This window comes from Desulfotomaculum sp. 1211_IL3151 (assembly GCF_036763075.1).
GTDB lineage: Bacteria > Bacillota > Desulfotomaculia > Desulfotomaculales > Desulfotomaculaceae > Desulfotomaculum.
This window is the reverse complement of sequence record NZ_JBAIYV010000061.1, coordinates 1-19,082: the sequence shown is the minus strand read 5'-3', so window position 1 is coordinate 19,082 and position 19,082 is coordinate 1. Positions and strand designations below refer to the sequence as shown.

20 protein-coding genes, 1 pseudogene, 2 CRISPR repeat arrays and 1 riboswitch are annotated in these 19,082 nt (G+C 43.9%); of the genes and pseudogenes, 2 read left to right on the top strand and 19 right to left on the bottom strand.

Translation table 11 applies throughout. The features are described from left to right. From V6C11_RS16995 to V6C11_RS16960, 8 genes are all read right to left on the bottom strand, one after another. The coding region (locus V6C11_RS16995; protein ID WP_442886090.1) for a hypothetical protein at window positions 1-297 on the bottom strand (297 nt) is incomplete at its 3' end. Window positions 298-522: 225 nt separating this feature from the next. Then, a CRISPR array of direct repeats spans window positions 523-2,695; the repeat unit is 32 nt; unit sequence ATTTCAATCCACGCTCTCGCGTAGAGAGCGAC. A 168-nt stretch (window positions 2,696-2,863) separates the two neighbouring features. Next, a complete protein-coding gene (gene cas2, locus V6C11_RS16990) occupies window positions 2,864-3,154 on the bottom strand; it encodes a CRISPR-associated endonuclease Cas2 (RefSeq protein ID WP_333532388.1) in 291 nt (96 codons plus the stop codon). Window positions 3,155-3,164: 10 nt separating this feature from the next. Continuing rightward, window positions 3,165-4,196, bottom strand: coding sequence for a type I-C CRISPR-associated endonuclease Cas1c (gene cas1c / locus V6C11_RS16985; protein ID WP_333532387.1), 1,032 nt, complete (start codon window positions 4,194-4,196; stop codon window positions 3,165-3,167). Next, complete coding sequence (cas4, locus tag V6C11_RS16980) at window positions 4,193-4,864, bottom strand: CRISPR-associated protein Cas4 (protein WP_333532386.1); 672 nt, start codon at window positions 4,862-4,864, stop codon at window positions 4,193-4,195. The genes cas1c and cas4 overlap by 4 nt, the downstream gene beginning before the upstream one ends. Window positions 4,865-5,015: 151 nt before the next feature. After that, a complete protein-coding gene (locus V6C11_RS16975; protein ID WP_333532385.1) occupies window positions 5,016-5,609 on the bottom strand; it encodes a type I-C CRISPR-associated protein Cas8c/Csd1 in 594 nt (197 codons plus the stop codon). Continuing rightward, window positions 5,606-5,860, bottom strand: a complete 255-nt coding sequence (locus tag V6C11_RS16970) for a hypothetical protein (RefSeq protein WP_333532384.1) — start codon at window positions 5,858-5,860, stop codon at window positions 5,606-5,608. Before V6C11_RS16970 ends, V6C11_RS16975 begins: the two co-directional genes overlap by 4 nt. Before the next feature lie 38 nt (window positions 5,861-5,898). Further along, a complete protein-coding gene (locus V6C11_RS16965) occupies window positions 5,899-6,129 on the bottom strand; it encodes a hypothetical protein (RefSeq protein ID WP_333532383.1) in 231 nt (76 codons plus the stop codon). 69 nt (window positions 6,130-6,198) lie between these two features. After that, window positions 6,199-6,432, bottom strand: coding sequence for a diguanylate cyclase domain-containing protein (locus tag V6C11_RS16960; protein WP_333532382.1), 234 nt, complete (start codon window positions 6,430-6,432; stop codon window positions 6,199-6,201). A gap of 192 nt (window positions 6,433-6,624) precedes the next feature. Next, window positions 6,625-6,708, top strand: a riboswitch (ZMP/ZTP riboswitch). A 73-nt stretch (window positions 6,709-6,781) separates the two neighbouring features. Between V6C11_RS16960 and pflB the strand changes: the two genes are divergently transcribed. Then, window positions 6,782-9,013 carry a formate C-acetyltransferase gene (pflB, locus tag V6C11_RS16955; RefSeq protein ID WP_333532381.1) on the top strand — a complete coding sequence of 744 codons (2,232 nt, stop codon included), beginning with the start codon at window positions 6,782-6,784 and terminating at the stop codon, window positions 9,011-9,013. Beyond that, window positions 9,013-9,744 carry a pyruvate formate-lyase-activating protein gene (gene pflA / locus V6C11_RS16950; protein WP_333532380.1) on the top strand — a complete coding sequence of 244 codons (732 nt, stop codon included), beginning with the start codon at window positions 9,013-9,015 and terminating at the stop codon, window positions 9,742-9,744. The genes pflB and pflA overlap by 1 nt, the downstream gene beginning before the upstream one ends. A gap of 110 nt (window positions 9,745-9,854) precedes the next feature. Here the strand turns inward: pflA and V6C11_RS16945 are convergent. From V6C11_RS16945 to V6C11_RS16895, 11 genes and pseudogenes are all read right to left on the bottom strand, one after another. Then, a pseudogene (locus V6C11_RS16945) lies at window positions 9,855-10,008 on the bottom strand (integrase core domain-containing protein); the annotation flags it as partial. A gap of 95 nt (window positions 10,009-10,103) precedes the next feature. Then, on the bottom strand, window positions 10,104-11,420 hold the full coding sequence (locus tag V6C11_RS16940; protein WP_333532379.1) for a hypothetical protein: 1,317 nt from the start codon (window positions 11,418-11,420) through the stop codon (window positions 10,104-10,106). Continuing rightward, complete coding sequence (locus tag V6C11_RS16935) at window positions 11,413-11,958, bottom strand: sigma-70 family RNA polymerase sigma factor (RefSeq protein ID WP_333532378.1); 546 nt, start codon at window positions 11,956-11,958, stop codon at window positions 11,413-11,415. Before V6C11_RS16935 ends, V6C11_RS16940 begins: the two co-directional genes overlap by 8 nt. Before the next feature lie 452 nt (window positions 11,959-12,410). Next, window positions 12,411-13,314: a CRISPR direct-repeat array (repeat unit 32 nt; unit sequence ATTTCAATCCACGCTCTCGCGCAGAGAGCGAC). A gap of 377 nt (window positions 13,315-13,691) precedes the next feature. Beyond that, on the bottom strand, window positions 13,692-13,964 hold the full coding sequence (locus tag V6C11_RS16930) for a hypothetical protein (RefSeq protein ID WP_333532377.1): 273 nt from the start codon (window positions 13,962-13,964) through the stop codon (window positions 13,692-13,694). A gap of 80 nt (window positions 13,965-14,044) precedes the next feature. Next, a complete protein-coding gene (locus V6C11_RS16925; RefSeq protein ID WP_333532376.1) occupies window positions 14,045-14,212 on the bottom strand; it encodes a helix-turn-helix domain-containing protein in 168 nt (55 codons plus the stop codon). 697 nt (window positions 14,213-14,909) lie between these two features. After that, on the bottom strand, window positions 14,910-15,857 hold the full coding sequence (locus tag V6C11_RS16920; protein ID WP_333532375.1) for a DUF1848 domain-containing protein: 948 nt from the start codon (window positions 15,855-15,857) through the stop codon (window positions 14,910-14,912). 20 nt (window positions 15,858-15,877) lie between these two features. Beyond that, window positions 15,878-16,561 carry a DNA alkylation repair protein gene (locus V6C11_RS16915; protein WP_333532374.1) on the bottom strand — a complete coding sequence of 228 codons (684 nt, stop codon included), beginning with the start codon at window positions 16,559-16,561 and terminating at the stop codon, window positions 15,878-15,880. Between the two features lie 178 nt (window positions 16,562-16,739). Next, on the bottom strand, window positions 16,740-17,447 hold the full coding sequence (locus V6C11_RS16910) for a nitroreductase family protein (protein WP_333532373.1): 708 nt from the start codon (window positions 17,445-17,447) through the stop codon (window positions 16,740-16,742). 344 nt (window positions 17,448-17,791) lie between these two features. Next, window positions 17,792-17,938, bottom strand: a complete 147-nt coding sequence (locus V6C11_RS18755; RefSeq protein ID WP_442886089.1) for an ArsR/SmtB family transcription factor — start codon at window positions 17,936-17,938, stop codon at window positions 17,792-17,794. Window positions 17,939-18,126: 188 nt separating this feature from the next. After that, window positions 18,127-18,501, bottom strand: a complete 375-nt coding sequence (locus V6C11_RS16900) for a DUF2200 domain-containing protein (RefSeq protein WP_333532372.1) — start codon at window positions 18,499-18,501, stop codon at window positions 18,127-18,129. A gap of 15 nt (window positions 18,502-18,516) precedes the next feature. Beyond that, complete coding sequence (locus V6C11_RS16895) at window positions 18,517-18,930, bottom strand: VOC family protein (protein WP_333532371.1); 414 nt, start codon at window positions 18,928-18,930, stop codon at window positions 18,517-18,519. Window positions 18,931-19,082 lie beyond the last annotated feature (152 nt).

Here is a 19,082-nt window from a genome sequence, read left to right as displayed (position 1 = left end):
TGGTCCTTCTGGACCAGGAACTCCTGCGGGGCCTTGTTCGCCGGCAGGACCTGCCGAGCCTGCGGGACCTGGTTCGCCCTGTGGTCCTTGTGGACCGGGGGCTCCTGCGGGGCCTTGCGGACCCGCGGGACCTGGCGGACCAGGAGGACCGGGAGGAACCGGTTTGCAAGACGGCGGATATGGATTACAGTCCCAATTACGTGCATTATTAAAACTATCTGCTGTTGTTTTAACTTTATTGGAGTCATCATTATTAATAGATGAACTTAAATCAGATAAGTTTTCATTTTTCTTCATGCCAAAACTCCTTTCCATTAAACAGTATTTTACAATCCATACCTTATATTTATGGCATTATTCCAATTTTGTGCAATAAAATGAGCTATTTTACGTTATTATTTTAACTTTATTTGTCAAATAACAAATAATGCCCCCACAGGGTGAGGCACAAAAATAAAAAACTAAGTTATAATGTGGCTATGAACAAGTGAAACCATTATTCACCCAAATTTAAAACAGGTTATTTCAATCCACGCTCTCGCGTAGAGAGCGACAGCCCAATATTAGGGTGCCAGTGATTGATTATCTATAATTTCAATCCACGCTCTCGCGTAGAGAGCGACCTAAAGCCTTGCAGACTTCTTCTTCACTGTTACAAAATTTCAATCCACGCTCTCGCGTAGAGAGCGACTTTAAAAGAACAGGTAAATTTAGGCTCACTGTCATTTCAATCCACGCTCTCGCGTAGAGAGCGACTATGGTTAGAGAACAAATGTCAAACATTAACCAGATTTCAATCCACGCTCTCGCGTAGAGAGCGACGTTCTAGGTATTCCTTAAACAAATTATATAAAATATTTCAATCCACGCTCTCGCGTAGAGAGCGACTTGTTATCGCTTATTTTTACCCACTTTTCAACCTATTTCAATCCACGCTCTCGCGTAGAGAGCGACGGTGATCGTGGATTCTTCCATGAGTACCTCGGAAAATTTCAATCCACGCTCTCGCGTAGAGAGCGACCCTAACTAATCTATACAGCCGATACTATTATAATATTTCAATCCACGCTCTCGCGTAGAGAGCGACATTACCTTATTGGCCTGTGCTGTGGTTAGCTTAATTTCAATCCACGCTCTCGCGTAGAGAGCGACAGACAATCGATTAACAGTAAACGCTGTGACAATGCGATTTCAATCCACGCTCTCGCGTAGAGAGCGACGATTGGCCAGGTCAAGTGCAGCATCGTGATCGGATTTCAATCCACGCTCTCGCGTAGAGAGCGACCAAATGTCCATGTATAATTCGTAACAACTTTTTTCTATTTCAATCCACGCTCTCGCGTAGAGAGCGACGTGATATTATGACAAAAAAAGTTATTCCGGCTTTTATTTCAATCCACGCTCTCGCGTAGAGAGCGACATTTGGAGGTGATCACATGGGACTAATCACAGCGCATATTTCAATCCACGCTCTCGCGTAGAGAGCGACGGGAAGAGACCCCGACAATGGCAGGTATCAAGCGATTTCAATCCACGCTCTCGCGTAGAGAGCGACGGACGCCAAATGGTTTTTAAACCGGGAAGCAAAATTTCAATCCACGCTCTCGCGTAGAGAGCGACGGACCACTCCAGCAAGCGGTTGCCGTGCTAAAGCGATTTCAATCCACGCTCTCGCGTAGAGAGCGACTCTTCGCAAAAAAATATCTTATTAGGATTCAACATTTCAATCCACGCTCTCGCGTAGAGAGCGACTTAAAACCTTTTGCATGAACAGTACTTTCGGGTCACCAAATTTCAATCCACGCTCTCGCGTAGAGAGCGACTTAATCACATCGTACAAGTTGCGATCTTTAATCGCATATTTCAATCCACGCTCTCGCGTAGAGAGCGACCCAGTCAAACCGATTACTCTTTTCATCATGGGCCATTTCAATCCACGCTCTCGCGTAGAGAGCGACCATATGAGATTATTACCACCTGATGGTTATTGCAGTATTTCAATCCACGCTCTCGCGTAGAGAGCGACAAATTTAATAAAAGAGTACAAGGTTTGGCAAAATATTTCAATCCACGCTCTCGCGTAGAGAGCGACTCTGTTGTTGTTGTAATTTCAAAAGTACCATCCGATTTCAATCCACGCTCTCGCGTAGAGAGCGACATATGGAAAGACCATAAATTAAACCTAAGTGGTATGATTTCAATCCACGCTCTCGCGTAGAGAGCGACAAACCTCCGGGGTCTTATTAAGTACCAGGGCATGTTATTTCAATCCACGCTCTCGCGTAGAGAGCGACATGGGTACAGGGTAAATCCAGAGACTATAGAGTTGATTTCAATCCACGCTCTCGCGTAGAGAGCGACCCTATTAAATAATCTATTATAAATCCTCCAGCAATTTCAATCCACGCTCTCGCGTAGAGAGCGACTGTATTGCCCCAAATATCTGCCCATTGACCAACTTATTTCAATCCACGCTCTCGCGTAGAGAGCGACTTCGGTAGACCGCTTTAGTTAAAACAGATTTTAATTTCAATCCACGCTCTCGCGTAGAGAGCGACCTGTAACACCGATTGTTACCGCAAATGATGGAAGAGATTTCAATCCACGCTCTCGCGTAGAGAGCGACGCTATAGTCCAGGGCTTTTTGTTTATATAATTAGGAAATTTCAATCCACGCTCTCGCGTAGAGAGCGACTGCAAAAAGTAACAAAAAATTATCTATTTGATAGTATTTCTATTCAATTCCTTAAACTTTTCCTCAATTCACATCACAAACCTATTGTTTTCCCTATTATTTCGACAATTATCTTCTCATTTCGCGGTGCGAACCTCCCAGGGATTTCATGTGCGCTATGGGTTCGCACTAAATAATCAGGGTATCCTCAACATTAAACGAAGGTTTTGTACCAACATGCTCAACCTTGTTCTTGTAATTATTGCCCAGCATATAGAACCTTAGACTATCCGTCTCCGTATCAATAATCTGCTCAAGCTTATGCTGAACCTCACGAAATTTTGCCGCATCCAGCACGCATTCGAAGACCGAATTCTGAACGCGTTGCCCGTAGTTCACACATTGCTTGGCAACCTGACGCAGCCGTTTTCTCCCCGCTGCCGTTTGAGTGTTAACATCATACGTGATCAGCACTAAAATTTCAGCTCACCTACTTCCACATAAACGCCGGATATCCGTCCAAATCCCCACGGGTAAACCTAGCCAACAGCAGGGCCTGAGCATAGGGCACCAGCCCCCATTCCATTTTTTCCTGAAGAAACGGGTGCCTTATCTCTTCCTGTTTCCTGCTTTGCCACGCCTTTAGGATATCTCTTCTTGTGTCATCATCCATAATTACTGCTCCGTTTTCCATCCGGGTAAACCCGCCGGGCTTGACTTCCCGTCTGTTGATTAGTGAAATGACAAAACGATCCGCATACACTGCCCGCAGTTCTTCCATCAGATCCAGAGCCAGGGAAATCCTGCCCGGCCTATCCCGGTGTAAAAATCCCACATAGGGATCCAATCCCACCGTTTCCAGGGCCGCGGCGGCATCATGGGCCAATAAGGTATAGACAAAAGACAGCATGGCATTGACATTGTCCAGGGGAGGCCGTTTATTCCTGGAGTTGAAATAAAAATCTTCTTTTTGCTGAAGGATCAAATCATCGAACACTCTAAAATATTGGGCCGCAGCTTCCCCCTCAAAACCGCGAAGCTGCCCCAAATCCTTACTGTTCTCAACCAGTTTCAGAGCGTTTGCCAGGGTTTGGCAGACTCCTTTTAATTTATCTGTATCCAGCCTAGCTGCATGATCCCGGGTTGCCCGCTCCACGACCCAACGGGCGTTATATATTTTCCCCAGAATGAAACTCTTGGCGATTTTGTGGCTTTCCTCCGTATCATCCGAAAGTCTGTACTGTGCTTTTCTTAAAGTGACGTTACCTCTGACTTCCCCCACCACTCTGCCCAGGAATTTCCCGCTGGATTTCATAAAACTCAAAGCGATATTGCGTTTGGCACAGGCACCCATTAAGGCCGGGCTGGCCCCGGTATAGCCAAAGGCGATAATGCCTTCCAGATTATGCAGAGGAACTCTCAGGGCCTCCACCTCATCTTTCAAAACCACAATATTTTCTCCATCAAGGGACAAATAGGTATTGGGGGAAGTTACATAGAGGGTATTCAATAATTTTCTCATTGATCAGCCTCAATCTCTGAAATATTTTTCTTCATGTAGCCCAGGGCCGATGGATTTTTACACAGCTTCGGCAGACAAAGCTCGCTAAGGGAACAGGCTTTGCAGGCTTTTGTGGTTCGGACCTTGGGAGTATATCTCTTGTCATAGAGCCCATGCATCTCCTGACAAATCCTTTTGACTTCCTCCCGGATCTCCTCATCCAAGGTGACTTTCATTCTGCGTTTGGGTTCCCCATAATATAAAAACCCTTCCGGTATGGTGCACAGAAGCATTTCTTCCAAACACATCGCCTGAGCACATAATTGCAGCACATCCGCATTGCCTTGCTTGGGTTTACCCCGTTTATATTCCACAGGAACCGGCTGATAAGTTCCCTCCTTACCGTATAAGGTGACTCCATCTCGGGACTTACGAAATTCCACCACATCACAAGCCCCGGTAATCCCCAATGTGCGGGAAAAAACCCCCATACCTCGGGAAATGATCAGATCTCCCCGCTTTTCCTTTATAGTAGAGTCATGGGTTTTCTCATGCAAAATGCCGCCTTCGATGGTGCGTAAGTTTTCCTGCCACTGCTGCTCGATATGGATCAAAGCCCATTGGCGTTTGCAAAACACGTAGTGCTGGATTCCGGACAAGAGTAAAAAATCCTCTTCTTGATATTCCATCGTTGATACCTCGCTCTTTGTAGTAAGTGATGGCCAATCTTCCGGGGGTTGCGCTGTCAAGGGCTAAAACGACCATCCTGGAAATGCCGCTCAATTTTGCCCTATAACCATCCAATGCCGCATTAAATTTTTTCGCACTGACATAATTGGTTTACGGAACCTCGGCTTCATCATCCTCAAACAGTACCTCTTCCTCTAATTCAACCTCAACCCCATCTTTCGCATTTTCCGGCACCTGGGACAAAATATCGGCCGCACTGGCATAGAAATCGGGCAAATCCCGCAAGGCATTTTCCCATGCCACAATGCACACCCCATCTCGGCTGAACCCTTGCCGGCGAATAATCCATTTCAGAGCGTTATGGGCTTTCTGCGAAGCAACATACCCAATCGACAAAGCTTCATTATAGCCGGTCTCTTTTTCATTTTTTGCATCGGGAAAATAAAAGGTCACCGCTTCCAGCAGATCATCGGCAACATAGGATAAAGAATCAAACAACGGCAAAGCCTTGATCCCACTGGTTCTGCCCTCTGGATAAGGAACCAGGGTCTCCGCTTCATCCTTTTCCAGGAGGTGTGCACCGAGGTAGTTTTCCTCCTGGTCAATATGGACTTCAATTTGTGCCTCCATCGTATCGTACCCCACAGGGAACAGCACTAAGGTCTTTTTCTTCCATCTCTCTGCCTGACCGGCCCGCTCTGCATTGGCATCATACAAGGCGCAAAGGGACGATACCCAGTTCATTCTATTACCTCCTCTGCAGCAAATTCAGCCAGACCGGAAAAATTGCCGATGCTCTCTCCGAACGGCTTGACCGACATTTTGTGGAGGATGCGTCTGTCCTTGTCTGGAATCTCTTCCGGGCTAGGAAATTCGATCACACCCCTTTTCATAAGGACATGATGGAAGCGCACACTCATCAGCCCGTAATGGCTCATAATTGCCGTCCGGACGATTTCCGCCGTTAATCGGGAATTCCGCTTTGAAGAAGCCAATTCATTGACCAGCCTAGCACCATGGGTAGAATGGATGACTAACCGCGGGCAACCTTCTTTCCCTCAGCTGCCGCCCGGATATATGCGGTAAACTCCGGCGTGTTTTTGCCGTCGTCGTGATGTCGTCCCGCCAGTTTGGCGATCTTAGCCAAACCGTATGGCTCGGCTATGGCGGAGGCCAGCTCCGCCACCTGGTCATTATGTTCATCCACATACTGCTCGCTCTTATCCGCTTTGCGGATATGGGCAATGAAACGCTCGGAATCCACGTACTTTCCCCCCCGCCTGTTTGTGTGTCGCTTTTATCTATTATAGCTTGTTTTTTACCATATTTTGTGTTATGTTTTGTCGTTTTTTGCTTGATATAAAGCTTTGTCTGCAACTTTAAACAAATCTTCACTTGAAGTATTAATATTTGGAATCGTATAAGTGACCCCTATGCTTACAGTAACATAACTGCTCATCGGTGATTGCCCATGGGAGATATGAAGTGCCTCGATTTTACGTCGTAACATATCGGCGCTTCTTCTTTTTATGTCTTGGGCAATATCACGATAAATTCTTCCCACCATACCAGGCTGCCATATCAGCTGAACGTGATAATGAACTCCTAATGGTTTGTCCAATCTTAGTCAGGTATTCATCACCCGCTAAGTGTCCAATGCAATATGATTAGATAATTGTCGGCACCCTGGCCGTGAAAAACACGCAGCTTATTTCTTGACAGATCAGCTGCAATAGACTATGATTACTTTGAAAATAATAAGGACTTTTATTACTGACGGGTAATTGTGGATAACCACAAGGGAATAAAAGTCTGTGAACAGCCGACCGTCTGGGCAACATTTCAATTATTGAATGTTGCTCTTTTTGTTTATAAAGAGCAACTGAAAAACAAAAATAAACTTGGGGGTGCGATTTATGAACAAAATAGCATGGGCACACTTTAACAGTGGCAACTGGCAAAAAGAAATTGACGTTCGAAATTTTATTCAAACCAACTACACACCCTATGAGGGTAATGAAGATTTTCTCTCACCTGCAACTGAACGCACTAAAACACTGCTTAAAAAGCTCAATTATCTGCTGGGGCTGGAACGGGAATCCGATGGTGTTCTTGAAATCGATACCCAAACCGTTAGTTCACTAAAAAACTATAATCCCGGTTACTTGGATAAAAATAAAGAAATCATTGTTGGCCTTCAGACTGATCGTCCATTAAAAAGAGGTGTGAATCCCTTCGGCGGTGTAAACATGACCCGCAAAGCCTGTGAAGCGTACGGTTATAAACTTTCCGACAAAGTTGAGAACGAATTCCTCTACCGGACAACCCACAATGAAGGCGTATTCCGCGTCTATACTGACGAGATTAAGACAGTCCGTCATGCCGGTCTTATTACAGGCCTGCCTGATGCTTATGGCCGGGGTAGAATTATCGGTGACTACCGCCGAGTTGCCCTCTATGGTATTGATCAACTGATCGAAGAAAAGAAAAAAGATAAAACCCTTTTGGGAATGAAGACCATGGATGTCGATAATATTCGTTTGCTTGAAGAGTTATATCAGCAAATCACCTTCCTTGGATATCTGAAAGATATGGCTTCTATGTATGGCTATGATATATCGGCACCGGCCTCAAATGCCAAAGAAGCAGTCCAATGGCTGTATTTTGCTTATTTGGCTGCGATCAAAGAACAAAATGGCGCCGCCATGAGCTTGGGGCGGGTAAGCACTTTCCTGGACATTTATTTTGAAAGGGATATCAAGAACGGTGATCTAACTGAACAGCAGGCTCAGGAAATCATCGACGATTTTGTCATGAAGCTCCGTATGGCCAGACACCTGCGCACCCCTGAATACAACGAACTGTTTGCCGGCGATCCGATGTGGATTACCGAAACCATTGGCGGTATGTCTAAAGATGGCAGGGCACTTGTAACAAAAAGCTCTTATCGTTTTCTGCACACGCTATCTAATCTAGGTTCTTCAGCAGAACCAAATTTAACAATTTTGTGGTCAAACCAACTGCCTCGAAGCTTCAAACGGTATGTCGCCAAAGTCTCTTGTGATACCAACGCAATTCAATATGAAAATGATGATCTTATGCGCACCAAATTTGGTGACGACTATGCCATTGCTTGTTGTGTATCAGCAATGCGAGTGGGCAAGGATATGCAGCTTTTTGGAGCAAGGGCGAACCTGGCAAAGCTATTGCTGATTAGTCTTAACGGCGGTCGTGATGAAAACAGCGGCGAGCAAGTTGCTCCGCCGCATACTCCTTATGAAGGCGAATACCTGGAATATGATAAAGTCTTACACGCAATGAATTTCTACCGCGCCTGGCTGGCCGGAATATACGTAAATGCCATGAATATCATCCATTATATGCATGATAAATATGCCTATGAAAAAACACAGATGGCGTTGCATGATACCGCAGTTCACCGTTTCATGGCCTTCGGTGTGGCCGGTATGTCGGTATTAACAGATTCACTGTCCGCAATAAAACACGCCAAAGTTAAGTGCCTTCGCGACCATACCGGATTGATTAAAGATTTTGAGGTTATCGGCGACTACCCAGCCTTTGGTAATGATGATGACCGTGTGGACAGCATTGCCCAGGAACAAATAAAATTGTTTTTTGAAGAGCTGAAGAAAAATCCAACCTATCGAAATGCCGAGCACACTTTGTCGATCTTGACGATCACTTCAAATGTTGTGTATGGGAAAAAAACCGGCGCCACTCCGGATGGCCGAAAAGCAGGTGAAGCTTTTGCGCCCGGCGCCAACCCAATGCATAACCGCGAGAAGAACGGCGCCCTGGCTTCATTAAATTCAATTGCCAAACTTTCGTATGACGTATGCAAAGACGGCATTTCCAACACCTTTTCGATTGTGCCGCAAGCGCTGGGGCACGATCTGGAAGATCGATACAACAACCTGATATCGATTCTCGACGGTTACTTTGTCCAAAAAGCGCATCATATTAATGTCAATGTGCTTAGCAAAGAAACCTTGATGGCAGCCTATGAAAATCCAGCATCTTATCCCAATTTAACGATTCGCGTCTCCGGTTATGCTGTCAATTTTCACAAATTATCCCAGCAGCAACAACTGGAAGTCATCTCCAGAACTTTTCATGAGGAAATGTAATGAAAGGACGCATTCATTCATTCCAAAGTCTGGGAGCGGTCGATGGCCCCGGCATACGCTACGTAATATTTATGCAGGGATGCTCCTTGCGCTGTGTGTACTGCCATAACCCGGATACATGGACCCCTTCCTTGGGAGAAGCATATGACGTTAATGAAGTTTTGACCAAAATATTGCGTTACAAGCCTTATTTTGCTGGAAATGGCGGCGTAACCGTTTCGGGCGGAGAACCATTAATGCAATGGCAGTTCGTGTCAGAGTTGTTTCAGAAGCTGCATGAAGTGGGTATTCATACATGTCTTGATACTGCCGGAATCGGAGATTTGGATGGTGCGAAAAACGTTCTGCTTCACACAGACTTGGTTCTTTGTGATTTAAAGTTTTCCAATGCAATTGATTATCAGCTATACTGCCGGGGGAATCTGGACCATGTGCTCTCTTTCTTAAGGCTTACTGAGACCATGTCTGTTCCGCTTTGGATCAGACATGTTGTCGTCCCTAATTTGACTGACAGCGAGGAAAACATAAAGAAAATTCATTTATTATCTGCACAGTTCTCCAATCTGCAAAAACTGCAATTACTGCCGTTCAAGAAGATATGTATCAGCAAATATGATGCCCTCGGATTGAACTTCCCGTTACGGGACTATGATGAATGCTCAGACTCACAAATACAAAAGTTATCTGAATTCCTCTCCGAACTTCAGATTGCCAACTTCGGTGCAAGATGACGGAATAAAGTGCCCCCTATTGTCAAGACACGATTTTAAAAAATATCCGAATTCCCCTATTCATTAAGCTGCAGGTCGTTTTTCGTACTGCTGGTGGAAGGAATTGGGGGTTAAGCCACTAGTGAAGCATGGGGGCGAACGGTGTTGTAATCGTGGATATATTTATTGACACCGATAATTATCTCCCTTGGTGTAGTATATTCCTTGATATATATCACCATATTTCAAGCTACGGAAAAACCTCTCCGTGCGGGCGTTATCAATATGTAGGATGGTGCCATTTTAATCTTTTTAAATTCCTCTTTTGAAGTGAAGAAAGCTGTGCTGAAACATCAAGTTTCGGCACAGCCCTTTAACTCTTATTTAATTTTCAGAGTCCAATTACCCTTTACCTCAAATCTCGGCCAGCTCAAGTTTAACTGAGCATTTTTTAATTTCCCGTCAAAACTGATACCCATTGTGCATACGTCACCCTGCCAAACGCTGTCACCGCTTTGCACATCTTTACTGTAAAGGGAAACCTCTCTTACAGCAACTTCTGCTTTGTCTCCTGTGTTCAAAGCAAATTTTAACTCGGCTGTTGTTGCGGAGGTTCTTTTAATGCTTTGCAAGGTGATTTTTTGAAGTTTCAGATCTATTTCCCGGTCGATTCTTTTTTCTTCGTTCAACTCCGGAATTGCCACATCAATATTGCCAAAGTCCTTTTCATAACCAACAAGCAAACTTGGTATTTTCAGTTCAATTTCTGTGTCCGCAGGATCCTGGGTTTCAAATTGGGTAACTGGCCTGCCAACAGCATCTTTAGCCTGGTTGTAGGTATAAACGTTTTTATCTTTGCCATAACCTAGGAGGGGCTTGGTCATAGAGGAAGTCCCACTGCTTGTGATGCCATTTTCATTTTTAAATATTCGTGTCACAGTATTTTGATCCGGTTCACCAATTGCTACCAATTTCAAGTCATTATCCGTGAAACTAGTTAAAATCTGCACACCCTGGTCAATTTTTTTATAACCAACTTTTACCCAATCAATATTCGTTTTTTCAGCGGGATTAATTTCGCCGCTGCCAACTACAGGCACTCCTTCCGTTAAATGAATACTATAACTTTTTTCTCCAATAATCAATTTCAATTCTTCCGTAGGAGAGAACATGTAGTTATGCTCCACTTCATTCCAAAAGCTGAGAAGCAAACGATCATTGTCGTAACCGTAACCGCCTGGTTTATATATTTTGCCATTTGCTGTAGCAACTAAAATTTCAGGAAGCTTATCTTCTATTAATGAAAAAGTTAAATTCATGTCCAACTTGTCTTTCGTAAAAATAACATTCTCTAATTTGACTTCCTTGTCCAATTGCAGGGGGGATTCTAGATAGTAGGCACTTCCGTCTATAACAGTTGAATAGATTGCTCTTTGATTGAAAAAAGATCTGACAAAATCTGAAATCTCTGCGGCATAAGCGTTGGATATACCGATAACCGTGATTAAACACGCTGCCACAAGGGGATAAAATCTTTTTCTTTTCTTTTTTAACCGTTCCTGATTCAGCTTATTGAACGCTTTTTGAGTAATAGAGTCCAGATCGACCTCCAAGTCGCTCGTTAAATCATCTAATTCCTTGGCCAACAAATCATTATCAAGATTTTGCATCAGCATCTGAATTTGCTTTTCATTCATAGGATAAAACCTCCTTGATTATTTTTCTGCCTCTTAAGAGCCTGTTGTCTAGGGCCGAACGGCTCAACCCCAAAGATTGCATAATATCGCATATTTTCTCGTTATAAAAATATCTGCGAATAAAAAGCTCCTTGTCCGTTTTATTAAAGCTATTGATTGTTTCCAGCAGTTTTCTTTGAATCTCTCTATCGATGATCTGTTTTTCAATGGTATCAGGCTGCTCAAGCTGGTAATCATCAATGTTTTCGACTTGATTTGTTTTAAGTTTGCGCTTATATGTAAGAGCTTTATATTTTGTCAGGATTAAAATCCAGGTTTTGAAATTGCCTCTCTCGCTGTCAAATTCGTTGATTTTTTGCCAGACTTCCAAAAAAACGTCGGCTACGCACTCTTCTATGTCTTCCTTACTGTTGCCGATGTTTAAAATGTTATAGGTTAAATAATAAACAGGCTTGGTATACTCCTTGATTAAAAACTCATAAGCTTTCAAGTTTCGCTTTTTTATTTCAGATATCAGTTCACTCTCTGAAAAATTCATTTTTTCATCTCCTTTCAAAGGATACTACGTTATCTATCTGCAATTTCTCTTAAACTTTTTAACTAATTTACTACATAAATAAGCAGTAACACCCAACTATGCCGGAATCTTTATCTGTCCAACCCCTAAAATTATTTAAACATTAGAATGTATATAAATACTTAATGCACTTTCTAACTTTAGAAGATAGAAGGTTAAAAATCGCCGAAGCGCTTGGTAATACAAGCGTTTTCGGCGATTTTTAAATACCCTATTATTTCATGTTTACTGTCAAATCCAATTTAATAATGAACGAAACTTCGTCAGTGTCATATTTGTCTTCAGCTTAGGAAGCTTGAGTATCTTTGTAAATCAAGATATACCTGACTAACATGGAAAATATTTTGTATTGGTGCTTCCGGCTCGCGCAGAGAGCGACCCAAGCGAAAGAGGATGTTGTATCTGCCCGAGAAATTTCAATCCACGCTCTCGCGCAGAGAGCGACTTTTAGTCTCAGTCTTGTATTTACTTGCAAACTCCATTTCAATCCACGCTCTCGCGCAGAGAGCGACCTTACGGTCAACCTGTTACTAATTTGACCCATACAATTTCAATCCACGCTCTCGCGCAGAGAGCGACGTTTTAACACTCAAATGAGATACGTAACCCTTGAATATTTCAATCCACGCTCTCGCGCAGAGAGCGACGACCGCCAGACTTCCGTCCACTCGCTACACCGAAATTTCAATCCACGCTCTCGCGCAGAGAGCGACGCAAGATGTGGTAATGCAGTGCCGCCACCATTTGCCATTTCAATCCACGCTCTCGCGCAGAGAGCGACGTATATAGGTTAGTGAACATTCCATCAGAACAGCATTTCAATCCACGCTCTCGCGCAGAGAGCGACTGTCGGTTTTAAGTGTACACAAGAGTTTGCAAAAATTTCAATCCACGCTCTCGCGCAGAGAGCGACTCCCCATGACGTTTATGCGCTTACAACTTGTGCATTATTTCAATCCACGCTCTCGCGCAGAGAGCGACGATTAGTAGGGTTGCGTTGGTGTGGCGCAGCTGATGATTTCAATCCACGCTCTCGCGCAGAGAGCGACGGAAGAAGTAAAAAGAGGAACTTACCTAGATGCAGATTTCAATCCACGCTCTCGCGCAGAGAGCGACTTGGTGACCACTGAAATTTATACGGATGATGTGTAATTTCAATCCACGCTCTCGCGCAGAGAGCGACTGGTAAAAAGCGTGCTAACTTTGCGGTGCTACGGATTTCAATCCACGCTCTCGCGCAGAGAGCGACCCAGGATTATATGTACTTTTTACATGATCTCTTATAATTTCAATCCACGCTCTCGCGCAGAGAGCGACAGCAAAAAGTAAACAAAAACCATCTGACAGATCTATGTTTGTTTACTTTTTAAACTTTTCTACATAATAACCAAATCCACGTCTACTATATCTTCCATATTTCAACAATTTTCTTCTCATTTCGCGGTGCGAATCCCCCGGCATTTTCATGTTCACTACAGGTTCGCACCAGATGAGAAAGGTAAATGCTAGCCCGGCTCGCTTTGCCGGTTCTCAATATATCTCCACCCCCCGAGTGCTACTGTCTTCTATGATAGGGGCTAAATAGGTACCACCACCTATTGATTTGGTTGATAGTACCCGTCTTTTAGAGTAAATTTGCCTAACAAAAATGTCCCCGCAATGGAGGTCATTTTTTCACTTGTATTTCCAGCTACCTATTCTAAACAAAATTGCCCTTCCTCAATTTCCCGGCAAACCGTGCTTTTATGCTTATGCCGCTCATCCCGGTATTTGGTGTCTCTACACATACCACAAGAACAAACCAGATTGTATTTACTTAAACGACCCGGGTTGCTCCACCACCCCACCTGACTTCGATTTTCCCAAGCTTCCTTGCTAGTAAACCTCGTATGCTTCGCTAGAAAAAGCCGTCGTTTGATGGTTCGCTGCCGTTGTTCACGAATGTGTTCCCTGGAGTGCCTTTGCATACCATCACCTCTTTTTCCTATACCACTACATTCTATACTCTGCACCCAAATAGGATCAAGGTTGATTTTCTACCTCTTTTTTAGGGTTCGGTTGGTTTATCTAACACCCAGTTCTTACCGATTTTAATGGCTCTCACCTTTCCCTGATCACATAGGCTATTGACATAACTAGGTGTAGTTCCCCAAAGGGAGGCTGCCTCTTCCACCCCCATGATTTGAGACAATGGATCTTCTTTTATTATAATCATTCCCACATAGGGAGTGACGGGCAGGTAATTTATTCCTGATCGATAGGCTCTAGTATTTCAATCCACACTCCCACATAGGGAGTGACATAGGTTAAACTACTTAAAAACTTCCTTTTAGTTTCCCACATAGGGAGTGACTCCCACATAGGGAGTGACCGCAAAAAGTAAACAAAAACCACCTGACAGACCCATTTTTGTTTGCTTTTTAAACTTTTCTACATAATAACCGAATCCATATCTACTATATTTTCCATATTTCAACAATTTCCTTCTCATTCCGCGGTGCGAATCCCCCGGCATTTTCATGTTCACTACACGTTCGCACTAGATGAGAGATAAATGCTAGCCCAGCTCGCTTCACCGGTTCTCAATACCTCCACCCCTGAGCGCTACGGTCTTCTATGCTATGGCTGACTTCATCTAACTTTGCAAAGATTCCTGGGATAGCTCTTTCGTATGTAAAAACAGCTCCTTGGCAATTCCGGTTTATTTTCATTGACGGCCTCGATGACCTTGCTGCCGTTGGAGTGCAATTCGCCATAAACATGATCGATGGCTTGCGCAGATTTCTTCCAAAACGGTTCTGGAATATTGACAACAAAATAATTTCAAATGATATCAAAATGAAAAGTGAAATTTTACATGAGTATAACGTCCAACCTTCAGAATATCAAGGTGAAAATGATTATGAACCACTCTAAAATAAGGTTAGCTGTGAATCTTTCCTAGAGCACATTTTCCGCTCCGTTATGATAGCGTTATGGGTAAGACCACCAATCAAAACCGGTGACTTCGGATCATGGGCGGCCATACGGTTCCGAACCGTTTGTGGGGAGGATGTCCCATAACAGTAAATACATCCATGGGAACAGCTATCATAAGTACCGATCTCCACACTTTCGATACATCCGCAGGAGGGTCGCTGGTTGGGGTCTTTGGGGGCATGAATTTTACATTTTAGGATCCCTTCAATCATACCTTGATCAATGCATGAAGCAGGTCGGACCCCGTATGGACCCCAATCCACAGGTTCACAGCAGGTAAAGAGATCCAGATGATGCCTCCGGGCAATCGAGGAAAAACCTTCGGCAATCCGCTCCATGGCCGTTTCACCTGCTTCCTTTACCTCCTGGTCTAAAGCAAGATTCATGGCTCTGCGCACTTTGGGATACAAGTCCAAAAAGCTGAAAATACAGCGGTGCGTGTAACCTTCCAAGGCCATCGCCATTCGTTCAAATTGCCCCAAGTGATACTCAAGATCCAGATCGGCATTCAGAATCACAGGATCATACCGCCATACCACATATTCCGGTCCCAGCATCGTGCTCAGCTTCTGAAAGGTCCTGAGCAAAATTTCCTTTGGCGGCAGATTCCGTTCCAGGTCCCGATCATAGGGGGTCAGGGTAAACTGAAAATAAAAGGGGTACCCCAGGGCGGTGATCTCCGCTAACCGGGGAAGCATGGGGGATGGATTCTTTGTCCAGAAAACGAGGCAATCCACAGCTTGGAGGCTCAATTCCACACGGCTGTAGCGGGACGAACATCTGGGATTGGGCACCAAAACATACCCTTCCCGCAGACGGTTGAGCAGCCATTCAGAATAGAAGGCAGGAATGTCCGTGCGGCGGCTGGCACTGATGATCACCGGCTTTCCCCCTTTCCTTTTTATTTGCGCTTCATCAGACGAATCCGCTTTTTCATTTCCTGGCCCACACGATAAGATTCCGTGATTTTTTGCAGGGATTTGTTATAAGTAAAATCGTCCAGATGATTGTTCTGTAAGTAGGGCATGGCCCGATCCGGCAGCTTGATATAACAGATAGAAACTGCCCAAGCCACCGCCATTTTTACATAATATCCTTCATGCCGGATATTATCTAGTATTTCCAGTACGGCTTCGAGATGTTCCTTATCGCTATAGTAAAAGAGCAGCATGACCACCGCAAAGCGGATTTCGAATTCTTCTTCCGACCGAGTATAGGGCTGAAGAAAATCCCAAACCAACTCCATGTTTCCCTTCGTAAACTTCAGCCCGCTGCAGAAGCTGTCACACACCGACCAATTATTTATTTTCGGCACAAATTCCCGGACATAAGAAAGTCTTTCTTCCGGTGAGCATTGAGCACAACCAATGACCATGCCTTGCAGCATGACTTCCTCAAAAAAATCCCCCCGGGCAGTCCTTAAGTATTCCCGCCAGTCCCCCTTTGTGATCTCCTTCGCCATTTTGCGCAAAAGGGGGAGACGGACCCCCAGGATGTTGCTAATATTCGGAAGCAGACCGGAAGCAAATACCCGATATTCTTCTTCCGCCAGTTCCCGCAATTGACCCTTGATTTCTGCCTGCATCCGACCACTCCTTTTGCTTCCATTATGCCATACTTCCCTTCTCATGGCATCTCATTCACTCTTATATTAGGAAAGAAATAACTCTAAGCTTCCTCCCTTCCCTATCATCGTGGGCTTTTCTTTGTTTAAAGCTAGGGTGCCGACAGACGGTTTAGGCGACAGCTTTTCCTAGAGCCACTTATTTTAAATGAAAGATACCTCCATTCCCAAATTCAAACTTCCCTCTTGCTCCTATCTCGAAATGTTTCTTTGCAATACCTAAATCAATCAGATCCATTGAATAATCATCCGCAATTTGAGCGCTTAAGATGTCGTTCTCATACTTAAACATTGCTTTTTGTGTATTTTTAGCACTTGGAGCAAATAGTACAGCTTTCATTCCGTTTTGTACCCATTGAGGCAAAGGTTGATCGCTTAGGATTCGTTCTTCCATACTCTTTACTTTTCTATGTGTAGCTGACCGCACTATTTTTTCTGTTAGTGAAGGAGCCGCCACTTTACCTACTACTACAACACAAGCCAATTCCTCGCCACTATCAATCGTTAATTCATCCTTATCAAAGGTGGCTCCAACCCAGCATGTTCCAAGACCTAAATCAGTTATAGCAAGAACTAAATCTTCTCCGTAATATCCAATCTTTTCTTTCAAATCTTTATCGTCTTTCTTGCCTTTCATCAATATAAGAGAACGTACATTGGTAAATAACCCATAACTTTTTCTTAACTTCCCAAAGGCACCGCTTCCATCCTCCATGAATGCCATTGTTAAACCAGATGCTTCATTTAATTGATTAATAAGAGAAATAATATTTTCTTTTGCCCAACCTGTAATCGGTTCCTTTTCAAACTTTCTCCGTGAAACTCTATTTTCTATTGCACTGTGCATGAAATTACCTCCAATTATTCTTATATATTTGCCTTAATATTTTCTTTTATCTCCATTCAATCTCAGCTTTTTTTCTGGGAACCGTCCAATATAGTTAACATCGGGATATCCCATTGCAAGACAGGTTACCACATTTTCTTTTTTGGTAAAATCAAGCTCTTTTCTGATCCTTTTGTTCATTCACATGGTTGATTTCATCACTATGTGAATTTTTTTCTTTCCCTTTCTATAGACGGATATGGAAATTTGCAGTTAGTACTGTCTGCTAATAAGTATGTTTTAATTTTACTGATAAAACTTTTTCATCAAATGTTCAATATCCATAACTAATTTTTTCAGTATATTTAATTTCGCAGAAACATTAATATAATAAAGTTTTTAGTCCCTTCCTCTCTCATTTTTACAATTCCGATATCCTTTAATATTTTTAAGTGATGTGATACGGCAGGGCGGGAGAGGTGTGTTTTTGCCTTGATTTCACCAACACGCATTCCGCTTTTGCAATGGGATTCCATTAAAAACCAGAAGTATTATCTGACGTGTTTCATCACCGATTCACCTGCTTGATTGCCCAGACACATCGCGAAAATTTTCTATAATCCATTCAAAAAACGGCCTGAACATACACGTTTCAGGCCGTTTTTTGCTGGAAACCGCTAAATATACTGGTTGATCCGCCTTATTTGTCCTTAAAACCACGATTCGTCATTCGCATCACCGTCTCCATTGGCTTACCTTTTGCCAGTTCGTCCACCAACTTGTCCAACCAGCGTATCTTCTGCATCAGCGGGTCTTCGATTTCCTCGACACGAACGCCGCAGATTACTCCGGTGATTTTGGAAGCGTTCGGATTGATTTGAGGGGCTTCGGCAAAGAACGTCTCAAAGTCCGCTTCTCTATGGATTTGAGACTGCAATCCCTGTTCATCATAGCCTGTCAGCCATTGGATGACGGTATCGACTTCCTCTTTCGTGCGTCCTTTACGCAGGGCTTTTTGAATATACAGAGGGTAGACACCGGAAATTTTCATTTTGCATACACGTTCGTTATTCACTCTTCATCCCTCCGCTTACTTCGGCGCTTCTTCAGCAACGACATTCCAGTTCACGCCGAACTTGTCTGTTACTGCGGCGTGGAACACGCTGTAGAAGGTCTTGTTCGGCGGGAGCGTCACCTCACCACCCACGCAAAGTGCATCGAAGATAGCCGCCGCTTCCTTGCCCGTAGGTGTCGTGGCGGTTAGTTTGATGTTGTCGCCGTTCTTGGGCGGTGCAGCTTCATCGGCAAACCAGACGTTGGTACCGCAGATGACCATCTCGGCGTGCATAACCCAAGTACGCAGCAATTCAGGCGGCGTCTTTGATCCCTCCGGCATATAGTCACCGTAGGGCAAGACTTTTGGCTCGTCGCAAGGAAAGACGGCGCGGTAGAAGCTCAGCGCGTCTTTACAGTTCCCGTTGAATGTAAGATAAGGTGTAATCATCGTTTCCTCTCCTTATTTTGTGTTTTTGCTGCTAGAATAAAAATAGGACAACCAAAATAGAGATTTTTCCTAGCTTAGTGTAAAATTAAAACTAACTAGGAGGAACTGTTTAATGGGAAAGCATAAGAAACAATACAGTGCTGAATTCAAGC